The 17,771-nt window shown below is 74.2% G+C and carries 17 protein-coding genes; 13 read left to right on the forward strand and 4 right to left on the reverse strand.

Going from position 1 to position 17,771, the window contains the following annotated elements:
• Nucleotides 1-169 precede the first annotated feature (169 nt).
• The 8 genes from GA0070609_RS10170 (at nucleotide 170) to GA0070609_RS10205 (ending at nucleotide 9,802) form a co-directional block, all read left to right on the forward strand.
• The gene (locus tag GA0070609_RS10170) at nucleotides 170-2,962 is read left to right on the forward strand and encodes a beta propeller repeat protein (protein WP_088993579.1); all 2,793 of its coding nucleotides are present in this window, start codon (nucleotides 170-172) and stop codon (nucleotides 2,960-2,962) included.
• A gap of 21 nt (nucleotides 2,963-2,983) precedes the next feature.
• Entirely contained in the window at nucleotides 2,984-3,841 is an 858-nt protein-coding gene (locus GA0070609_RS10175; protein ID WP_088993580.1) for a carbohydrate ABC transporter permease, read from the forward strand.
• On the forward strand, nucleotides 3,838-5,160 hold the full coding sequence (locus tag GA0070609_RS10180) for an ABC transporter substrate-binding protein (protein ID WP_088993581.1): 1,323 nt from the start codon (nucleotides 3,838-3,840) through the stop codon (nucleotides 5,158-5,160). Before GA0070609_RS10175 ends, GA0070609_RS10180 begins: the two co-directional genes overlap by 4 nt.
• Nucleotides 5,157-6,212, forward strand: a complete 1,056-nt coding sequence (locus GA0070609_RS10185) for an ABC transporter ATP-binding protein (RefSeq protein ID WP_088993582.1) — start codon at nucleotides 5,157-5,159, stop codon at nucleotides 6,210-6,212. Before GA0070609_RS10180 ends, GA0070609_RS10185 begins: the two co-directional genes overlap by 4 nt.
• 38 nt (nucleotides 6,213-6,250) lie before the next feature.
• Nucleotides 6,251-7,120, forward strand: a complete 870-nt coding sequence (locus tag GA0070609_RS10190) for a carbohydrate ABC transporter permease (protein WP_088997629.1) — start codon at nucleotides 6,251-6,253, stop codon at nucleotides 7,118-7,120.
• 49 nt (nucleotides 7,121-7,169) lie between these two features.
• Complete coding sequence (locus tag GA0070609_RS10195; protein ID WP_088993583.1) at nucleotides 7,170-7,643, forward strand: hypothetical protein; 474 nt, start codon at nucleotides 7,170-7,172, stop codon at nucleotides 7,641-7,643.
• A 112-nt stretch (nucleotides 7,644-7,755) separates the two neighbouring features.
• A complete protein-coding gene (locus tag GA0070609_RS10200) occupies nucleotides 7,756-8,355 on the forward strand; it encodes a GNAT family N-acetyltransferase (RefSeq protein ID WP_088997630.1) in 600 nt (199 codons plus the stop codon).
• Nucleotides 8,356-8,383: 28 nt separating this feature from the next.
• Entirely contained in the window at nucleotides 8,384-9,802 is a 1,419-nt protein-coding gene (locus GA0070609_RS10205) for an RtcB family protein (RefSeq protein ID WP_088993584.1), read from the forward strand.
• A gap of 38 nt (nucleotides 9,803-9,840) precedes the next feature.
• On the opposite strand, the gene GA0070609_RS10210 is transcribed toward GA0070609_RS10205, so the two are convergent.
• Nucleotides 9,841-10,269, reverse strand: coding sequence for an archease (locus tag GA0070609_RS10210; RefSeq protein ID WP_088993585.1), 429 nt, complete (start codon nucleotides 10,267-10,269; stop codon nucleotides 9,841-9,843).
• Nucleotides 10,270-10,440: 171 nt separating this feature from the next.
• Here GA0070609_RS10210 and GA0070609_RS10215 point away from each other — a divergent pair, with 171 nt between their 5' ends.
• The 3 genes from GA0070609_RS10215 to ygiD all read left to right on the forward strand — a co-directional run bounded on the left by GA0070609_RS10215 (nucleotide 10,441) and on the right by ygiD (nucleotide 13,649).
• Nucleotides 10,441-11,973, forward strand: a complete 1,533-nt coding sequence (locus GA0070609_RS10215; RefSeq protein ID WP_231928611.1) for a multicopper oxidase family protein — start codon at nucleotides 10,441-10,443, stop codon at nucleotides 11,971-11,973.
• Between the two features lie 129 nt (nucleotides 11,974-12,102).
• Nucleotides 12,103-12,705 (forward strand): MBL fold metallo-hydrolase, encoded by a 603-nt coding sequence (locus tag GA0070609_RS10220; RefSeq protein ID WP_088997631.1) that lies wholly within the window; start codon nucleotides 12,103-12,105, stop codon nucleotides 12,703-12,705.
• Between the two features lie 74 nt (nucleotides 12,706-12,779).
• A complete protein-coding gene (ygiD, locus tag GA0070609_RS10225) occupies nucleotides 12,780-13,649 on the forward strand; it encodes a 4,5-DOPA-extradiol-dioxygenase (protein WP_231928612.1) in 870 nt (289 codons plus the stop codon).
• Nucleotides 13,650-13,705: 56 nt separating this feature from the next.
• Here ygiD and GA0070609_RS10230 read toward each other — a convergent pair whose 3' ends face one another.
• Together GA0070609_RS10230 and GA0070609_RS10235 are read right to left on the reverse strand one after the other, a co-directional pair.
• Nucleotides 13,706-14,398 carry a B3/B4 domain-containing protein gene (locus GA0070609_RS10230; protein ID WP_088993587.1) on the reverse strand — a complete coding sequence of 231 codons (693 nt, stop codon included), beginning with the start codon at nucleotides 14,396-14,398 and terminating at the stop codon, nucleotides 13,706-13,708.
• 12 nt (nucleotides 14,399-14,410) lie between these two features.
• A complete protein-coding gene (locus GA0070609_RS10235) occupies nucleotides 14,411-15,022 on the reverse strand; it encodes a LysE family translocator (protein WP_088993588.1) in 612 nt (203 codons plus the stop codon).
• Between the two features lie 64 nt (nucleotides 15,023-15,086).
• On the opposite strand from GA0070609_RS10235, the gene pdxR reads away from it, so the two are divergent.
• Complete coding sequence (gene pdxR / locus GA0070609_RS10240; protein WP_172899317.1) at nucleotides 15,087-16,559, forward strand: MocR-like pyridoxine biosynthesis transcription factor PdxR; 1,473 nt, start codon at nucleotides 15,087-15,089, stop codon at nucleotides 16,557-16,559.
• Here the strand turns inward: pdxR and GA0070609_RS10245 are convergent.
• Nucleotides 16,556-17,221, reverse strand: coding sequence for a DUF998 domain-containing protein (locus GA0070609_RS10245; protein WP_157748106.1), 666 nt, complete (start codon nucleotides 17,219-17,221; stop codon nucleotides 16,556-16,558). The two genes, pdxR and GA0070609_RS10245, sit on opposite strands and share 4 nt — an antisense overlap.
• Nucleotides 17,222-17,292: 71 nt before the next feature.
• On the opposite strand from GA0070609_RS10245, the gene GA0070609_RS10250 reads away from it, so the two are divergent.
• Nucleotides 17,293-17,757 (forward strand): MarR family winged helix-turn-helix transcriptional regulator, encoded by a 465-nt coding sequence (locus GA0070609_RS10250; RefSeq protein ID WP_088993590.1) that lies wholly within the window; start codon nucleotides 17,293-17,295, stop codon nucleotides 17,755-17,757.
• Nucleotides 17,758-17,771: the final 14 nt, after the last annotated feature.

Raw genomic sequence — 17,771 nt, forward strand, 5'->3', positions numbered from 1 at the left:
CCGGCGCAATACCCGTCGCATGCGAATACAACCATCCGTCGAGGTCGGTCCAGGCAGGGGATTGCCGGCGACCGATCGCTCTGACATCCTCCAGCGTGGACGCTGCCAGTGACGGTCGCCAATCCGGTGCCGCGCGGCGGCGACGCCTTCTCGTGCCGGAGGGACCCTCGTGAAGCGCAGACGTCGCCATCTCTTCGCAGGACTAGCGGTCGCCGCCCTGGTGGCGTCGACGGGTGCCGCCGGCATCCACTTCACCGGCGCCGAGGTGCCGGCCGCCGCGGCGGTGGGCGACGGCGAGATGCCGGGCGCCACCGGCGCCCACCTCGACCGGCTGCGCCAGGCGGTGCCCGGCAGCGACGGGATGTCGCCCGAGGGGCCGGGCAACGCCGCCCAGCAGGAGTTCCTGGAGCGCGCCTTCCCGGCCGACTCGATCAGCATCGCCCAGGTCGATCGCTCGAAGGCCGCGTACGCCGCCGCCGAGCGGCGCCTGCGCGGCGGGCAGCGGTGGACCAATGTCGGGCCCAGCGAGGCGCTCTACCCGTTCACCGAGTTCCGCAACGCCTACAACTACGTGCCGAACGAGTACGTCGCCGGCGGGCGGGTCACCTCCATCGACATCGCCCCGGACTGCAACGCGCTGCTCTGCCGGGCCTACGTGACCCCGGCCGGCGGCGGCGTCTGGGGCACCCTGAACGTGCTCGCCCCCGAGCCGAAGTGGTTCTACCTCGGCGGGCCGCTGGGCATCAACGCCGCCGGCTCGGTGAAGATCGACCGTAACGACAAGACGGGCCTGACCATCTACGTCGGCACCGGCGAGGCGAACACCTGCGGCTCCGGCTGCGTCGCCGGCGTCGGCCTGTACAAGTCGACCAACGGCGGCCTGACCTGGCAGGGCCCGCTCGGCAAGGACGTGCTCGCCGGCAAGGGCCTCGCCGAGATCACCATCGTCCCGGGTCAACCGAAGACGCTCTACGTCGCCACCACCATCGCGTTGCGCGGCATGTCCAGCTCCTGCTGCACCGGCGTCACCCGGCCGGTGCCGGACGCCGCCAAGTGGGGCCTGTACAAGTCCACCGACGGCGGCAAGAGCTGGCGGTTCATCCACAACGGCTCGGCCGACGCGACCCAGTGCACCGGCAGCGCCGCGGAATACAACAACACCGCCGCCTGCTCGCCGCGTGGGGTCCGCTACGTCAAGCTCGACCCGCGCGACTCGAACATCGTCTACGCCTCCTCGTACGCCCGCGGGGTGTGGCGCTCGCCGGACGGCGGCGCCACCTGGACGCAGATCAAGCCCTCCCTCAACGCCGCGGTCTTCCAGACCCGGGCCGCGATCGACGTGACCGCGCTGCCCGGCGGCAAGACCCGGATGTACGTCTACGAGGGCAACCTCGGCAACCCCTACTCGCGGCTGTTCCGCAGCGACGACGTGGCCACCGGGGCGCCCACCTTCACCGACCTGACCAGCGCCAACCCGGCCGACCCGGGCTTCGCCACCTACAACCAGTGCACCGGCCAGTGCTGGTACGACGTGTTCGTGCACACCCCGGCCGGGCACCCGGACATCGTCTACACCGGCGGCTCCTACGTCTACGGCGAGACGGTGGCGCACAAGCGGGCGGTGGTGCTCTCCACCGACGCCGGGGTCAGCGGCACCGACATGACCTACGACGGCACCGACGAGCTGCACCCCAACGGCCTGCACCCCGACCAGCACGCGCTGGTCACCAACCCGCGCAACCCGTACCAGTTCTTCGAGGCCAACGACGGCGGCGTGATGCGCTCCAGCGGCCAGTTCGTGGACCGCTCGGCCTGGTGCGACAACCCGGACCGCAACCTGACCACCCAGGCGCAGAAGGACCGCTGCCGGCAGATGCTCTCCCGGATCCCGTCGAAGCTGGACGGCATCAACAAGGGCATGAACACCCTGCAGTTCATCAGCCTCTCGGTCAGCCCGCACGACCACCGGATGCTGCAGGGCGGCACCCAGGACAACGGCACCTGGGAGAACAAGGGCCAGCGCGCCCGCTGGGTGAACACGATGATCGGTGACGGCGGGGCGTCCGGCTTCGACGTCGGCCGGCCGGAGTTCCGGTTCCACACCTTCTACGACGCCACCCCCGAGGTGAACTTCAACAACGGCGACATCGGTAGCTGGATCTCCATCTACGACGGCGTCTTCGGCCAGGCCGGCACGCTCTTCTACGCACCGGTGATCAGCGACCCGAAGGTCAGCGGGACGATGTTCGCCGGCACCGCCCGCTCGGTGTACCGCACCAAGACCTTCGGCCTGGGTGACCGGACGATGGAGGAGGCCAACCGGATCTGCAACAGCTGGACCGGCACCTTCGAGGCCCGGTGCGGCGACTGGGAGCAGCTCGGCGCGGTCGCGCTGACCGACGCCGCCTGGGGCGACCGGGCCGGCGGCGCCGTCTCGGTGGTCCAGCGGGTCGCCAGCGACTCCTCGACGGCGTACGCGGCCACCAGCACCGGCCGGGTGTTCGTCACCCGCAACGCCGACGCCGAGCCGGCCGCCGCGGTGACCTGGACCCGGATCGACACCGCCAGCACGCCGAACCGCTTCGTGACCAGCATCCACGTCGACCCGGCCGACCCGGCCCGGGCGTGGATCTCCTACAGCGGGTTCAACTCGAACACCCCGGCCACCGTCGGGCACGCGTTCGAGGTGCGACTGGCCGGCACCGGGGCGACCTGGGCCGACCGCTCGTACGACTTCGGCGACCAGCCGATCACCGACCTGGTCCGCGACGACGTCACCGGCGACCTGTACGCGGCCACCGACTTCGGTGTGCTGCGGCTGGCCAAGGGGACGACGAGCTGGGTCAAGGCGGCCGGCGGGATGCCGAACGTGGAGGTCGCCGGGCTCACCATCGTGCCGGGCAAGCGGATCCTCTACGCCGCCTCGCACGGGCTCGGCGCCTGGCAGCTCCCCCTGCGGTAGGCGAACATCGGCACCAACCGGGTGAGGGGCCGCGCGAGCGGCCCCTCACCGCTGCCCGAGCGGGCCGCGCGCGTCTGGCGCACCCTCGGCGCGGCCTTCGTGATCCTCGTCTTCGTCCCGCCGCTGCTGCTGCTGGTCTCCGGCTCGCTCACCGAGCCCGGCCTGCCGCCCCCGCCGACGCCGCAGCTGGTGCCGGAGCCGGTCTCCACCACCGGTTACCAGCAGGCGGTGGAGCTCGGCGGGCTGCTGCGCGCGTCGTTGAACTCGGTGCTGGTGGCGGTCGTCGCCGTGCCGCTGAGCGTGCTGGTCGCCGCCCTGGCCGGGTTCGCGCTGGCCCGGGTCGCGCCACGCGTCACCGCCACCGTGGTCGCGGCCTCCCTGGTCGCGCTGATGGTGCCGGCCACCGCGCTGCTGGTGCCCCGGTTCGCGATCTTCCGGACGCTCGGGCTGACCGATACCCTGGTGCCGTTGATCGCGCCGGCGCTGGTGGGCACCTCACCGCTCTACGTCCTGGTCTACTACCTGGCCTTCCGGGCCCTGCCGGCCGACCTCTACGACGCCTGCCTGGTGGAGGATCTCTCCCCGATGCGCATCTGGTGGCGGGTCGCCCTCCCGCTGGTCCGCCCGGTCACCGCCGCGCTCACCGCGCTCACCTTCGTGCTCACCTGGTCGAACTTCCTCGACCCGCTGGTCTACGTCTACGACCGCGACCTGTTCACCCTGCCGCTGGCGCTGCGCTCGCTGTCGGTGCTGGACCCGACGAACTTCCCGGTGTTCCTGGCCGGGGCGGTGCTCGCCACGGTGCCCGCGCTGGCCGTGTTCGTGCTGGCCCAGCGGCGCTTCCTTCACCACGACGACCCGACGGGACGGAACCGATGAGACCGAAGGCCCTGCTGGCACTGCTGCTCTCCGCCGTGCTCCTGACCACCGGTTGCGGGTCCGGGTCGGGTTCGTCCGCCGACGGCCCGGTGCGCCTGCTGGTCTTCGGCGCCCCGGAGGAACTGGCCGCCTACCGCACCCTGATCGAGGCGTACGAGAAGGCCCGGCCCGGCGGCGAGGTGCAGCTCATCGAGGCCAGCGACCGTAAGGACCTGCTGGCCCGGCTGGCCACCTCGGTGGCCGGCGGCGCACCGCCGGACCTGTTCCTGATGAACTACCGCTTCTACGGCCAGTTCGCGGCCAAGGGCGTCGTCGAGCCGCTGGACGACCGGATCGCCGCCTCCGACGCCGTCGATCCGGCCGACTACTACCCGGTGGCGATGGACGCGTTCACGTGGAACGGCAAGCAGCTCTGCCTGCCGCAGAACGTGTCCAGCCTGGCCGTCTACTACAACCGCACGCTCTTCACGAAGTACGGCGTGCCGGAGCCGAAGCCGGGCTGGACCTGGAACGACCTGGTCGGCACGGCCACCGCGATGACCCGCGACGCCCGCGGGGTGGTGGTCAAGGCGACCGAGAGCGAGGGCGCCGCGCTGCGCCCGGCCGTGCACGGGCTCGGCGTCGAACCGTCGATCATCCGGCTCGCCCCGTTCGTCTGGTCCAACGGCGGCGAGATCGTCGACGACCCGGCGAAGCCGACCCGGTTGACGCTGGACACCCCCGCCGCCCGGGAGGCGCTGAAGAACCTGGTCGACCTGCGGCTGGCGTACGGGGTGGTGCCCACCGACGAGGAGGTGGAGGCGGAGGACGACGAGTCGCGCTTCGCCAACGGCCGGCTGGCCATGCTGATGAGTTCCCGCCGGTCCACCACCACGTTCCGCTCGATCACCGACTTCGAGTGGGACGTGGCGCCGCTGCCGGTCTACCGCGAGCAGGTCGGGGTGCTGCACTCCGACGCGTACTGCATGACCCGGGGCGCCAAGCGCAAGGACGCCGCCTGGCGGTTCCTGGAGTTCGCCATCGCCGAGGAGGGGCAGCGGATCATCGCGGCCACCGGCCGCACCGTGCCGTCGCACGTCGGAGTGTCGCAGTCCCCGGCGTTCCTCGGCCCGGCCCAGCCGCCGCGCAGCGCCAAGGTCTTCCTCGACGCCATCCCCACCGTCCGGGCGTTGCCCACCGTCTCCACCTGGCCGGAGATCGAGGACGTCACGTACGGGATCCTGGAGAACGCCATGCACCGCGGCGACCGGCTCGACGACGTGATCCGTGACCTGGACCAGCAGACCCGGCCGCTGTTCGCTCGTGGGGAGCACGGGTGAGCGAACCGGGGCTCGTCCTCGACGGGGTCAGCGCCGCGTACCGGTCCGCGACCGTGCTGCACGAGGTCGACCTCACGGTGCGCCGCGGTGAACTGCTCGTCGTGCTCGGACCCTCGGGGGCCGGTAAGTCGACGGTGCTGCGGGTGGTGGCCGGGCTGGAACCGGTCACCGGCGGCCGGATCCGAATCGCTGGGCGGGACGTCACCGGCGACCGTCCCGGCCGACGCAACGTGTCCATGGTCTTCCAGTCGTACGCGCTCTTCCCGCACCTGAGCGTGGCCGAGAACATCGCGTTCGGGCTGGAGGTGCGGGACACGCCCCGCGCGGTCGCCCGGGAGCGGGCCCGGGTCGCGGCCGAGTCGGTCGGCTGTGCGGCGCTGCTCGACCGCCGTCCCGGGCAGCTCTCCGGCGGCGAGCGGCAGCGGGTGGCGCTGGCCCGGGCGCTGGTGCGGGAGCCGGACGTGTTCCTGCTCGACGAGCCGCTGTCCAACCTCGACCTCGCGCTGCGGGTGGAGATGCGCGCCGAACTGCGCGCCCTGCACGACCGGGTCGGCGCCACCATGGTGCACGTCACTCACGACCAGACCGAGGCGCTGGTGCTGGCCGACCGGATCGCGGTGCTGCGCGACGGCCGGATCGAGCAGGTCGGCACCCCCGACGAGATCTGGCGCACCCCGGCGAGCACCTTCGTGGCCCGGTTCGTCGGCTCCCCGGCGATGAACCTGCTGCCCGCCGACGGGCCGGTTCGGCCGGCCGGCAGCCCGCCGCCCGGTGCGCCGGTCACCGAGAGCGGCCGGCTCGACCTCGGCTTCCGGCCCGAGGCGGTCACCCTGGGCGGCGCCGACGCCGCGGGCACGCCGGCCACCGTGGAGCGGGTGGACGTCGTCGGCGAGGACGCCTACGCGTACCTGCGGCTGGCCGGCGGGGAGCCGGTGGTCGCCCGGGTGCCGGCCGCCCGCCGCCCCGACCGGGGAGCGGCGGTACGCCTCACCGTCCGCTGGGCCGACGTGCACGTCTTCCACGCCGGCTCCGGGCGACGGTACGCCCCGTGACCCGACCGGACACCCGCTCCCGCCGGCAGTTGGCGCTGATGCTGGCGCCGTACCTGGTCGGCCTGGTCGGGTTGGTGCTGCTGCCCGCCCTGGTGACCCTGGCGCTGGCGTTCACCGAGTACGACCTGCTGCGCCCGCCGACCTGGGTCGGGCTGGACAATCTCACCGCACTGGTCGACGACCCGGTCTTCCGGGTGTCGCTGACCAACTCGCTGGTGTTCGGGCTGGTGGCCGTACCGCTGCGGGTGCTGCTCGCGCTCGGCCTGGCGCTCCTGCTGCACCGCCGCGCGCTCGGCGTCGGCAGCGCCCGCACGGCGGCGGTGCTGCCCACCGCGGTGCCGGAGATCGCCTACGGCCTGCTCTGGCTCTGGCTGCTCAACCCGCTGTACGGGCCGATCAACCAGCTGCTGCGCACCGGCGGCGAGAACGGGCTGACCGCGCTCGGGCGCACCCCGCCGCAGTGGCTCACCGACCCGACCGACGCCCGGGCGGCGATCATCCTGATGAGCCTGTTCACCATGGGGGAGACCTTCGTGGTGCTACTGGCCGCTCGGCGGGCGCTGCCCCGCGACGTGTACGAGATGGCGGCCCTCGAGGACGCCACCGGCTGGGACGTGTTCCGCCGGATCACCCTGCCGCTGATGGCGCCGGTGCTGGCCCTGCTCGCGGTGCGTGACCTCATCCAGAGCCTGCACTTCTCCTTCGTGCCGGCGTTCGTGGTCACCGACGGCGGGCCGCCGCCGTACGCCACCACCTACCTGTCGCTGTTCGTCTACCGCAACGCCTTCGAGTACCTGCGCTACGGCTACGCGGCCGCGGCGACCCTGGTGATGATCCTGCTGACCGTGGCGGCGGTGGTGGTGCAGTGGCGGCTGGTCCGCCGCTACCGTGCCTTCTACGGTGTCTGAGGAACCGGGTGCCCGGCCGGACCGTCCCAGCTGGCGGAGGTGTCGTGTCATGCGCAGAGCGTTCCTGCTGCTCACCGCCATCGGTCTGGGGTGGTCGATGACCGCCTGTTCCGCCGGCGACGCGTCCGACCCGGCGGCCACCGGTCAGCCGCCGTCCGCGCCGCCGTCCGCGGCCACCCCGTCGCCGGGCGGCCCGACGCCGCCCGTCGAACGGCCGCCGGCCACCGCGCCGCCCCGACCCACGCCGAGCCCGCCGGCCGCGACGCCACCGCCCGGTGGCGGTGAGGTGCCCGGGCCGCTGCCGTTCGGCGCCCGCACGCTCACCGGCACGGTGGAGCGCGCCGGGGACTGCACCATGCTGCTGGTGGGCGAGCGGCGCTGGGCGTTGACCGGCGAGGTGGCGGCGGCGCTGCGCCCCGGCGCGCGGGTGACCGTGCGGGGCAACGTGGCACCCCGCCCGGCCGCCTGCGGCGACCGGGACCTCGCGCAGACCGTCGCCGTCACCCGGGCCGACCCGGCCTGACCGCGCCGGAAACCGGCGGTGACCCGGGCCGGACGGAAAACCCGGGCCGGGGTCACCGGGCCCGTGCGATGATCGCCGACCGGACGGGCAGGGGAGGTCGGGGGTCGTGGACATCGAGGTACGGCGGATCGGGCCGGAGTTGGCCGGTGCGGCGGCCGAGGTGCTGGCCGAGGCGTTCGACGGGTATCCCTGGACCGCGTGGACGGTGGCGGCCGACCGGCACCGGGAACGGCTGGCCGGCCTGTTCGCCGCCACCGTGTCGGCGGTCGGCCTGCCGTACGGGGAGGTGTGGGCGGCCCTGGACGGCGGCCGCCCGCGCGCGGTGGCCGTGTGGCTGCGGCCCGACCGGCCGGTACCCGAGCAGGTCTGGGGCGAGCTGACCGCGCGCGACGCGGAGCTGGCCGGCGACCGGCACCCGGCCAGGGTCGCCGCCGAGGCGGCGTGCGCCCCGCTCCGGTCGCCGGAGCCGGCCTTCGTGCTGGCCACCGTCGGCGTGTGCCCGGCGGACCAGGGCCGGGGGATCGGCGGGCGGCTGCTGCGCCCCGGCCTGGCCGAGGCGGACCGGACCGGCCGGCCGGCGGTGCTGGAGACGTCGTCGCCGGCGAACGTGCGGTTCTACCGGCGGCTGGGCTTCGAGGTGACCGGGGAGGTGACCGTGCCCGGCGGTGGGCCGCGGGTGTGGGCGATGCGCCGTCCCGCTCCCGGCGTGTAACACCCGCCGGACCGGGTAGGACGCGCGGATGGAGCTGGTGGAGGAGTCGCCGTACCGGTTCCGGATCGACCGGCACGACCCGATGCGGGTACCGGGGGTGGTCTTCGCCTCCCGGTCGCTGTTGCCGGACGCCGGGGCGGACCGGTCGCTGGAGCAGGTGGCGAACGTGGCCACGCTGCCCGGCATCGTCGGCGCCTCGTACGCCATGCCCGACGTGCACCTGGGCTACGGCTTCCCGATCGGCGGCGTCGCCGCCACCGACGTCGAGGCCGGCGGGGTGGTCTCCCCGGGCGGGGTGGGCTTCGACATCTCCTGCGGCGTGCGGCTGCTCGCCGCCGACCTCGACGGCACCGAGCTGGGCACCCGGCTGGAGCCGCTGATGGACGGGCTGGGCGCGGTGACCCCGCGCGGCATGGGCAAGGGCGCGGTGTGGCACCTGTCCAAGCAGTCGGAGCTGGACGCGGTGTTGCGCGGCGGCTCCCGGTACGCGGTGGAGCGGGGCTACGGCGTCGAGCGGGACCTGGCCCGTTGCGAGGACTACGGGGCGGTCGACGACGCCAACCCGGCCGAGGTGAGCGAGCGGGCGGTGGAGCGCGGCGCCCGGCAGGTCGGCAGCCTCGGCTCCGGCAACCACTTCCTGGAGGTGCAGACCGTCGAGGAGGTGTACGACGACCGGGTCGCCACCGCGTTCGGGCTGCGCCCGGGCCAGGTCTGCGTGATGATCCACTGCGGTTCGCGCGGGCTGGGCCACCAGATCTGCACCGACTACGTGCGCCGGATGGAGAAGGTGATGGCCCGGTACGGCATCAAGGTGCCGGACCGCCAGCTGGCCTGCGCGCCGGTGGACTCGCACGAGGGCCGCGCCTACCTGGGCGCGATGGCGGCCGCCGCGAACTACGCCCGGGCCAACCGGCAGTTGCTGGCCGACGCGGCCCGCAAGGTGTTCAAGCGGGAGACCGGCCGGGGACTCGACCTGGTCTACGACATCTCGCACAACCTCGCCAAGATCGAGACGCACGGGGTGGACGGCGGGCAGCGCAGTCTCTGCGTCCACCGCAAGGGGGCCACCCGGGCGTTGCCGCCGGGCCACCAGGACCTTCCCGACGACCTGCGCGACGTGGGGCAGCCGGTGCTGATCCCCGGCTCGATGGGCACCGGCTCGTACGTGCTCACCGGGGTGCCGGGCGCGCCGGCGTTCGCCTCCACCTGTCACGGGGCCGGCCGGGTGCAGAGCCGCAAGCAGGCGGTCAAGGCCGAGCGGGGGATGGACCCGCGCGCCCAACTGGAGGCCCAGGACATCGTGGTACGCGGCGCGTCCCGGCGCGGGCTGGCCGAGGAGATGCCGGCGGCGTACAAGGACATCTCGGCGGTGATCGAGTCGGCCGAGGGAGCCGGGCTGTGCCGGAAGGTCGCCCGGCTGGCGCCGATCGGCGTGGTGAAGGGCTGACCCGGCGCGTCGACCTCACCGGGCGCTGACCCGCCGGGTCAGACGTCCAGGGTCACCGCGCACGACCACCCGGCGCCGTCGCTGCCGAAGCGCAGCTCGTGCAGGGCCACCGCCTTCGGCACCGCGCCGACCAGCTCCACCGCGTCGGTGTCGGTGGTGCGCCAGCGCACCAGCAGGCCGCCCGCCCCGTCGTCGGTGACCTCGGTGCTCAGCGGCAGCTCGCCCTCGGTCTCCATCCGGAAGATCACCTCGTCGAGCACGCTCACCAGCAGATCCGCGTCGTCGCCGGCGGGCGCCCGGAACTCCCGCTCGGCCGCCGGCCGGGCGCCGGCGGGGTCGGTGAACGTGTCGACCAGCGCGGTGACCGCCTCGGCCACGCACGCCTCCCGGGTGGGCGCCCACGCCTCGATCCGTACGTCGGCGGTGTGCGGCACGCACCGGTGTCCCCGTTCCGCTGGTCGCTCCATGCCCCGATCATCCGCCCCGCGCCCCGGCCGGGCGGGGTGGTTGTCGCAGCCGCCCCGGAAGCCGGTCCGGGGGAACCCGGAGCGGCCCCGGAAACCGGCCGGATCCGCTGGGCACCCGGACGGATATGCAGTCATGCTACAGGTACCGAATCTACAGGAGGTGCCATCGTGGTGGCCGGACGACGATCCCTGGCCCGGGTGACCATCGGCGTGCTCGCCGTCGTGCTCGTACTCTGCTGCGGCGGCGTGGCCGTCGGCGGCTGGGCTCTCGCCCGCGGCGGTACGGACACCGTCGGCCAGGTGGATTTCGTCCGCCCGCTGGCCGTTCCGCCGCTGGCCGAGTCCCGCGTCGACGAGCGCGGGCGGCGGGTGTTCGACCTGCTCGCCCGGGACGGCCAGCGCGACTTCCACGGCGACGGGCGGCTGACCCGCACGGCCGGCTTCGACGGCGACTTCCTCGGCCCGACGCTGCGCGCGAAGCGCGGTGAGCAGGTCGTGGTCAACGTGGTCAACCGGCTCGCCGAGGAGACCAGCGTGCACTGGCACGGTATGCACCTGCCGGCCCGGATGGACGGCGGGCCGCACCAGATGGTCCGGCCCGGGGCCACCTGGTCGCCGACCTGGACGGTGAACCAGCCGGCCGCCACCCTCTGGTACCACCCGCACCCGCACGGCCAGACCGAGGAACACGTCTACCGGGGGCTGGCCGGGATGTTCATCCTGGACGACGACCGGGAGGCCGCGCTGCCGCTGCCGCGCCGCTACGGCGTCGACGACATCCCGGTCATCGTGCAGGACCGCAACTTCTCCCGCAGCGGCCAGTTCAAAAAGACCCGCAACCTGATCGCCGGCATCGGGGTGCTCGGCGACACCCTGCTGGTCAACGGCACCGTCGGGCCGTACCTGGACGTGCGGACCGAGCGGGTGCGGCTGCGCCTGCTCAACGGCTCGACCGCCCGCACGTACGACTTCGGCCTCTCCGACGACCGGCCCTTCGCGCTGATCGCCAGCGACGGCGGACTGCTGCCGCGCACCGCCCGGGTCGACCGGGTGCGGTTGTCCCCGGGCGAGCGCGCCGAGATCGTGGTGGACGTGCGGCCGGGGGAGCGGGTGACCCTGCGCAGCAACCCGCCCGAACTGGGCGCGGGCGCGCTGGCCGACCGCTTCGCCGGCGGGGCGGACCGGTTCGACGTGCTGCAACTGCGCGCCGCCGACACCCTCGCCGGGTCGCCGCCGGTGCCGGAGACGCTGGCGCCCACCGAGCGGCTGGACCCGGCCGACGCCGAGCGGACCCGCCGGTTCACCCTCACCGGCCGTAGCATCAACGGCCGCTCGATGGAGCTGGACCGGATCGACGAGACGGTCACCCGCGGCGCCACCGAGGTCTGGGAGGTGACCAACCGGGACGGCGCCCCGCACAACTTCCACGTGCACGACGTGCAGTTCCAGGTGCTCTCGGTCGGCGGGTCCGCTCCGCCGCCCGCGTGGAGCGGCTGGAAGGACACCGTCTACCTGGCACCCGACCGGCCGGTGCGACTGATCATGCGGTTCACCGACCACAGTGACCCGGACATGCCGTACATGTACCACTGCCACCTGCTGTACCACGAGGACGCCGGCATGATGGGCCAGTTCGTGGTGGTCGAGCCGGGCCAGCGGGCCGGCCGCCCGCCGCGGTCGAGCCACCACGCCGGCCACGACTGACGGGTGGGTGCCGCGGGTGGGTGCCGCGGAGCCGCGGACCGGCCGAGCGTCACGGGGCCGGCGCCCCGGCCGTCGACGCCGGTGCCTGGCGGGACGGCGGCGGCGCACGGCTGGGCGTACGGTCGGCGGGTGCGGATCATCAAGTTCACCCACGCCTGTGTCCGGATCGAGCACGACGGGGCGGTTCTGGTGATCGATCCGGGCACCTGGAGCGAGCCGCGGGCGCTGGCCGGCGCGGACGCCGTGCTGGTCACCCACGAGCACACCGACCACATCGACGTGCTGCGGCTGGCCGGCCTCGGCGTCCCGGTCTTCGCGCCCGAGCGGGCGGTGCTGCCCGACCTGGCCCCGCTGCCGGTCACCCGGGTCCGTGCCGGCCAGCGGTTCACCGCCGCCGGGCTCACCGTGACCGCGTACGGCGGGCGGCACGCCGCCATCCACGACGGACAGCCCGACTGCGCCAACCTCGGCTACCTGGTCGAGGAGAGCGTCTACCACCCGGGCGACTCGCTGTACCGCCCCGAGCAGCCGGTGCCGACGCTGCTGGTGCCGGCCCAGGCGTCCTGGCTCAAACTCACCGAGGCGATCGACTTCGCCCGCGCCGTCGGCGCCGAGCGGGTGTTCCCGATCCACGACGCGCAGCTCAACGAGCGGGGGCTGGCCAGCGTCAACGGCTGGTTCGGCGAGACCGTCCCCGGCTACCGCTACCTCGCACCCGGCGAAGCCGCCTGAGCCCTCCGCCGTTCACCCGGCCGCGGCGCGGCGGCTCGGTTACGCTCGGCCCACCGTCCCCGGCAGGGAGCAGGATGAGCAGCGAGACCGTGTCCACGGTGATGCCCGCGGCCTTCTTCGGGCACGGCAGCCCGATGAACGCCCTCGAACTCAACCGCTACACGCAGGCGTGGCGCGCCTTTGGCCGGTCGGTGCCGCGGCCCCGGGCGATCCTGGTGGTCTCGGCGCACTGGTACATCGGGGCCACCGCGGTCACCGCCATGCCCCGGCCGCGGACCATCCACGACTTCTACGGCTTCCCTCAGGAGCTGTTCGACGTGCGCTACCCGGCGCCCGGCCTGCCCGAGCTGGCCGAGGAGATCAGCGACGTGGTGCACCCGACCTGGGTCGGCGCGGACGTCGATTCCTGGGGCATCGACCACGGCACCTGGTCGGTGCTCACCCACACCTTCCCCGAGGCGGACATCCCGGTCGTCCAGCTGAGCATCAACGCCTTCAAGCCGCTGGACTACCACCTGGAGCTGGGCGCGCGGCTCGCGCCGCTGCGCGAGCGGGGCGTGCTGGTCGTGGCCAGCGGCAACGTGGTGCACAACCTGCGCGGGGTGAACCCGGGAATGGTCGACGAGGGCTTCGACTGGGCGCATCGGTTCGACGAGGCGGCGAAGGAGGTCATGCTCGGCCAACCGACCGAGGCGGCCACCCTCGACGCGCACCGCGACTTCGGCCTCGCCGTACCGACGCCCGACCACTTCATCCCGCTGCTCTACCTGGCCGGCCTGGCCGGTGCCGCCGGCGACGGGTCGGACGTGCTGGTCGACGGGTACGCCTACGGGTCGCTGTCGATGACCGCGTACACGGTGGGTCTGACCTGCGAGGGCGCCGGCCCGGCGACCGGGGCGCCGAGGCTGCCCGCCGACGTGCCGGCCGACTCGTCCAACATCTGACCGCCGGCCCCTCCCCACCCGCCCGGCCGGCAGGGCGGCCAGCGGGCGGGGGAGGCTCAGAACTCGAAGCGCTGCGCGGTCGGGGTCAGCAGCGCCGTCCGCGACGGCGCCGACCAGCCGCGGGCCAGCTCGCCGGCGATGGCGTCGAGCACCCGCGGCACGTCCCGCGCGGCGCCGTCGTGCATCGCCTCGACCACCACCAGGATCGTCGCGGTGTCGTCGCGGACCGCCGACCAGCCGCTCTGCCGGTTGGTCCAGCGCCGGGCGTGCGCCCGCCCGTCCGGGTCGGCGAAGATCACCTCACCCGGGTCCGGGTGCTCCTCGGCGCCGGCGAAGGTCAGGTAGCGCTCGTCGCCGCGGGCCGACCGCACCTCGATGCCGCCGCCGATCCGCGCCACGTCGAGGATCCCCACCGGGATGGCGTACGCGGCGGAGACCGCGTTGCCGAGGTCGACCAGCGGGTGCACCTCGGGCAGCTCGCCGTCGGTGCGCAGCCGGCGCAGCAGCGACTCCGACGCGCACCGGTACCTCGTCGGGGCGAGTCCCATCCGGGCGAACGCCCGCCGCCACGCCTGGATCTCCGGGAAGCTCGCCTCGGTGCCGCCGGTCAGCCGCTGCCGGGCGGCCGCGTGCAGCTCGGCCAGCGGCAGGTCGGCGCGCGGCTTGCCGGCGACGCCCTCGGCGTACAGCAGGCCGGCGACCAGCCCGGGGTGCGCGGCCCAGACCTCGGGGGAGTGCTGGAAGAACATCTCCGCCTCCCCTCAGGCCTCGGCGCGGGCCAGCAGCAGCCCGAGCGCGACGAACGAGCCGGCGAAGCCCCGGCGCAGCCAGCGGGTCACCGCCGGCCGGGCGAGCACCCGGTCGCGCACCGCGCCGGCGAGCACCCCGTAGAGGGCGAACACCGCGAAGGTGAGCGCCATGAACACCGCGCCCAGGCCGAGCATCCGGGCGAACTGGTTCGGCTCGTCGGCCCGGACGAACTGCGGCAGGAACGCGAAGAAGAAGATGGTCAGCTTCGGGTTGAGCAGGTTCGACAGCACCGCCACCGAGATCACGCGGGTGGCCGACGGGGCCGGCTCGGCCGGGTCGACGGCGAACCCGTCGCGGTCCCGCAGGGTGGCCCAGGCCAGGTAGAGCAGGTACGCCACGCCGGCGTACTTGAGCACCTGGAAGGCCGTCGCGCTGGAGTGCAGCAGCGCGGCCAGCCCGGTGACCGCCGCGGCCAGGTGCGGGGCGACGCCCAGGGTGGAACCGGCGGCGGCGAGCACGCCCGCCCGGGGGCCCCGGCCGAGCCCGGCGGCGAGGGTGTAGAGGGCTCCGGTGCCCGGGGTGGCGATCACGACGAGCGAGGTGACCAGGAACGCGACGGTCATCATCGTCCTTCCGACGAGTGGGTTGGTGCTGTCTCACCACCCACTCTGCTGCCATCATGGTCCGATGAGCAGGGCCAAACCACGTCCACCCGAGAGGTCCATAACCGCCGGGTCGGACTTCCTGCACCTGGACATCGCCGAGGCGCCGCCCGGCGGCCGCGCCGACTGGCTGGCCACCCGGCTGCGCCAGGCCATCGCCGACGGGCGGCTCCCGGTCGGTGGCCGGCTGCCCGCCACCCGGGTGCTCGCGGCCGACCTCGGTGTCTCCCGGGGTGTGGTCACCGAGGCGTACCAGCGGCTGGTGGAGGACGGCCAGGTCGCCGGGCGGGGGCGCGCGGGCACCGTGGTGGTCGCCGCCCCGGCCGCGCCGCCCGCGCCACCGCCAGCCGCGGCGCCCGCCCCGGTCACGCTCTTCCCGCGCGCTCCGGGCGCCCACGTCTTCGACGCGGTACGCGCGGTGCCGGCGCGGGTCGACCTGACGCCCGGCGTACCCGACCTGGCCGCCTTTCCCCGCGCGGCCTGGCTGCGCGCCGAACGGACCGTGCTGCGGCAGCTGGCCGCGTCGGACTTCGGCTACGGCGACCCGCGCGGGGCGCCCGCGTTGCGCGCCGCCGTCGCCGCCTGGCTGGCCCGCAGCCGCGGCGTCGCCGTCGACCCCGCCGAGGTGATCGTGACGACCGGTGTCTCGCAGGCGCTCGGCGTGCTCGCCCAGGCCCTTCGGCCGTACGGCATCACCCGGATCGCGGTGGAGGACCCGGGCTCGCTCGGGGTACGCCAGCACCTGAACAACTGGCAGGTCGACACCCCACCGGTCGCGGTCGACGACGCCGGCCTGCGGGTCGACGAGCTGGCCGCCAGCGGCGTGGCCGCGGTGATGCTCACCCCCGCCCACCAGTTCCCGACCGGCGTGGTGCTGGACGGTGAGCGGCGCCGCCAGCTCGTCGCCTGGGCGCGGGCCGGCGGGCTGGTCGTCGAGGACGACTACGACGCCGAGCACCGGTACGACCGCCCGCCGGTGCCGGCGCTGCGGGCGCTCCTGCCCGACCAGGTCTGTTACGCCGCGAGTGTGTCGAAGCTGCTGGCGCCGGCGTTGCGGGTCGGCTGGCTGCTGGTGCCGCCGCGCTACCGGGAGGCGGTGGTGGAGGCCCGGCGCAACGCCGACCTGGGCAACGCGGTGCTGCCGCAACTCGTGCTCGCCGAGCTGATGACCTCCGGCGCGCTGGAGCGGCAGTTGCGGATGCTGCGCCGGCGGCACGTCCGGCGGCGGGACGCGATGATCTCGGCGCTGGCCCGACACCTGCCCGGCGCGACCGTGCACGGGGCGGCGGCCGGGCTGCACCTGATGGTCACGTTGCCCGGTGACGTGCCGGACACCGAGGTGGCCGCCGGTGCGCTGGAGCGCGGGGTGAAGGTGCAACCGCTGTCCTGGCACTGCCAGCGGGCACACCGGCCCGGGCTGGTCCTCGGGTACGCGGCGAACCCGCCCTCGACCATCGAGGAGGGGATCGCCACCGTCGCCGCCGTGCTGCGCGGTTAGCGGGGGCCGCTGCCAGCGGGCACGCCGGGTGCCGGCCGAGCTGCCCGCTCGGCGGTCAGGGCGTGGTGGGCCAGCCCGACGAGCCAGGCCAACCCGGTGAAGAGCGAGAGGCGCTGGAGCAGCCCGGCCGGCGCCGGGGTCCACAGGCCGGCGTAGTCCAGGCCGACGAGCGTGCCGGCGCCGAGGAACAACACGATGACGGCGACCCCCGCCGCGATCCCGTACGGCCGGGCGAACCGGCGTGCGTACGTGAAGGCGGTCAGCGCCAGGGCGAGGAACACGGCCGGGCCGGCGACGTCGTGCAGCGCCCCGTGCCACGATGCGGTCGCCGCGGCGCCCGGCGGGTAGTTCAGGCCGGGATCGGTGACGAAGACGCCGGCGGCGACGAGCGCGACCCCGGCGACGGTCACCCAGCGGGGCCCCCACACCGCCGCCGGGCCGGAGCGGATGCGCCGGTGCAGCCCGACCGCGAAGGCGATCAGCAGGACGCCGGTGACCAGGAAGTTGGCGATCTGGATCCAGCCGCGCCCGGTGAGGGCAAGCTCGCTGATCCAGTTCCGCATCGGGTCGTAGCCCGGCCGGGCGGCGCCCTCGGCCAGCGCGACGGTGGCGAACAGCAGCGGACCGGCGACCCCGGCCCAGAGGAGCCCACGCGACGACATGTCTTCTCCAAACACAATCTGCATGATGCAGATAGATGATGATGCAGATTATGCGGCGGTAGAGTCGGGCCATGTCAAGAGCGCGGCAGGAACTGCTGCTCGAGTTGCAGGCCACGCTGACCCAGGCGGTGGCCGACGCGATCCTGGTGCAGCAGGCGGCGGCCGACCGGCTCGGTCTCGGGTTGGCCGACTTCAAGTGCCTCACCGCACTCACCGAGGAGGGCTCGGCGACGGCCGGGGAGATCGCCCAACGCACCGGTCTGACCAGCGGCGCGGTGACCCGGATGATCGACCGGCTGGAGCGTGCCGGGTGGGTCCGGCGCCGGCACGACACGATGGACCGTCGCCGGGTGATCGTGGAACCGGTGCCGGCGCGGCTGGCGGAGATCGAGCCGCTCTTCGCCGGGATGGCCGCCGGCTGGTCGGCGGCGCTCGCCGACTACGACGACGCGCAACTGCGGCTGCTCATCGACCTGTTCGGCCGGATGCGTGCCCTCGCCCGGCAGCAGGCGGCGGCGATCCGCGTCGACGCCTGACGGCGCCCGCCAGC

It is taken from the genome of Micromonospora echinaurantiaca, from assembly GCF_900090235.1.
GTDB classification, from domain to species: domain Bacteria; phylum Actinomycetota; class Actinomycetes; order Mycobacteriales; family Micromonosporaceae; genus Micromonospora; species Micromonospora echinaurantiaca.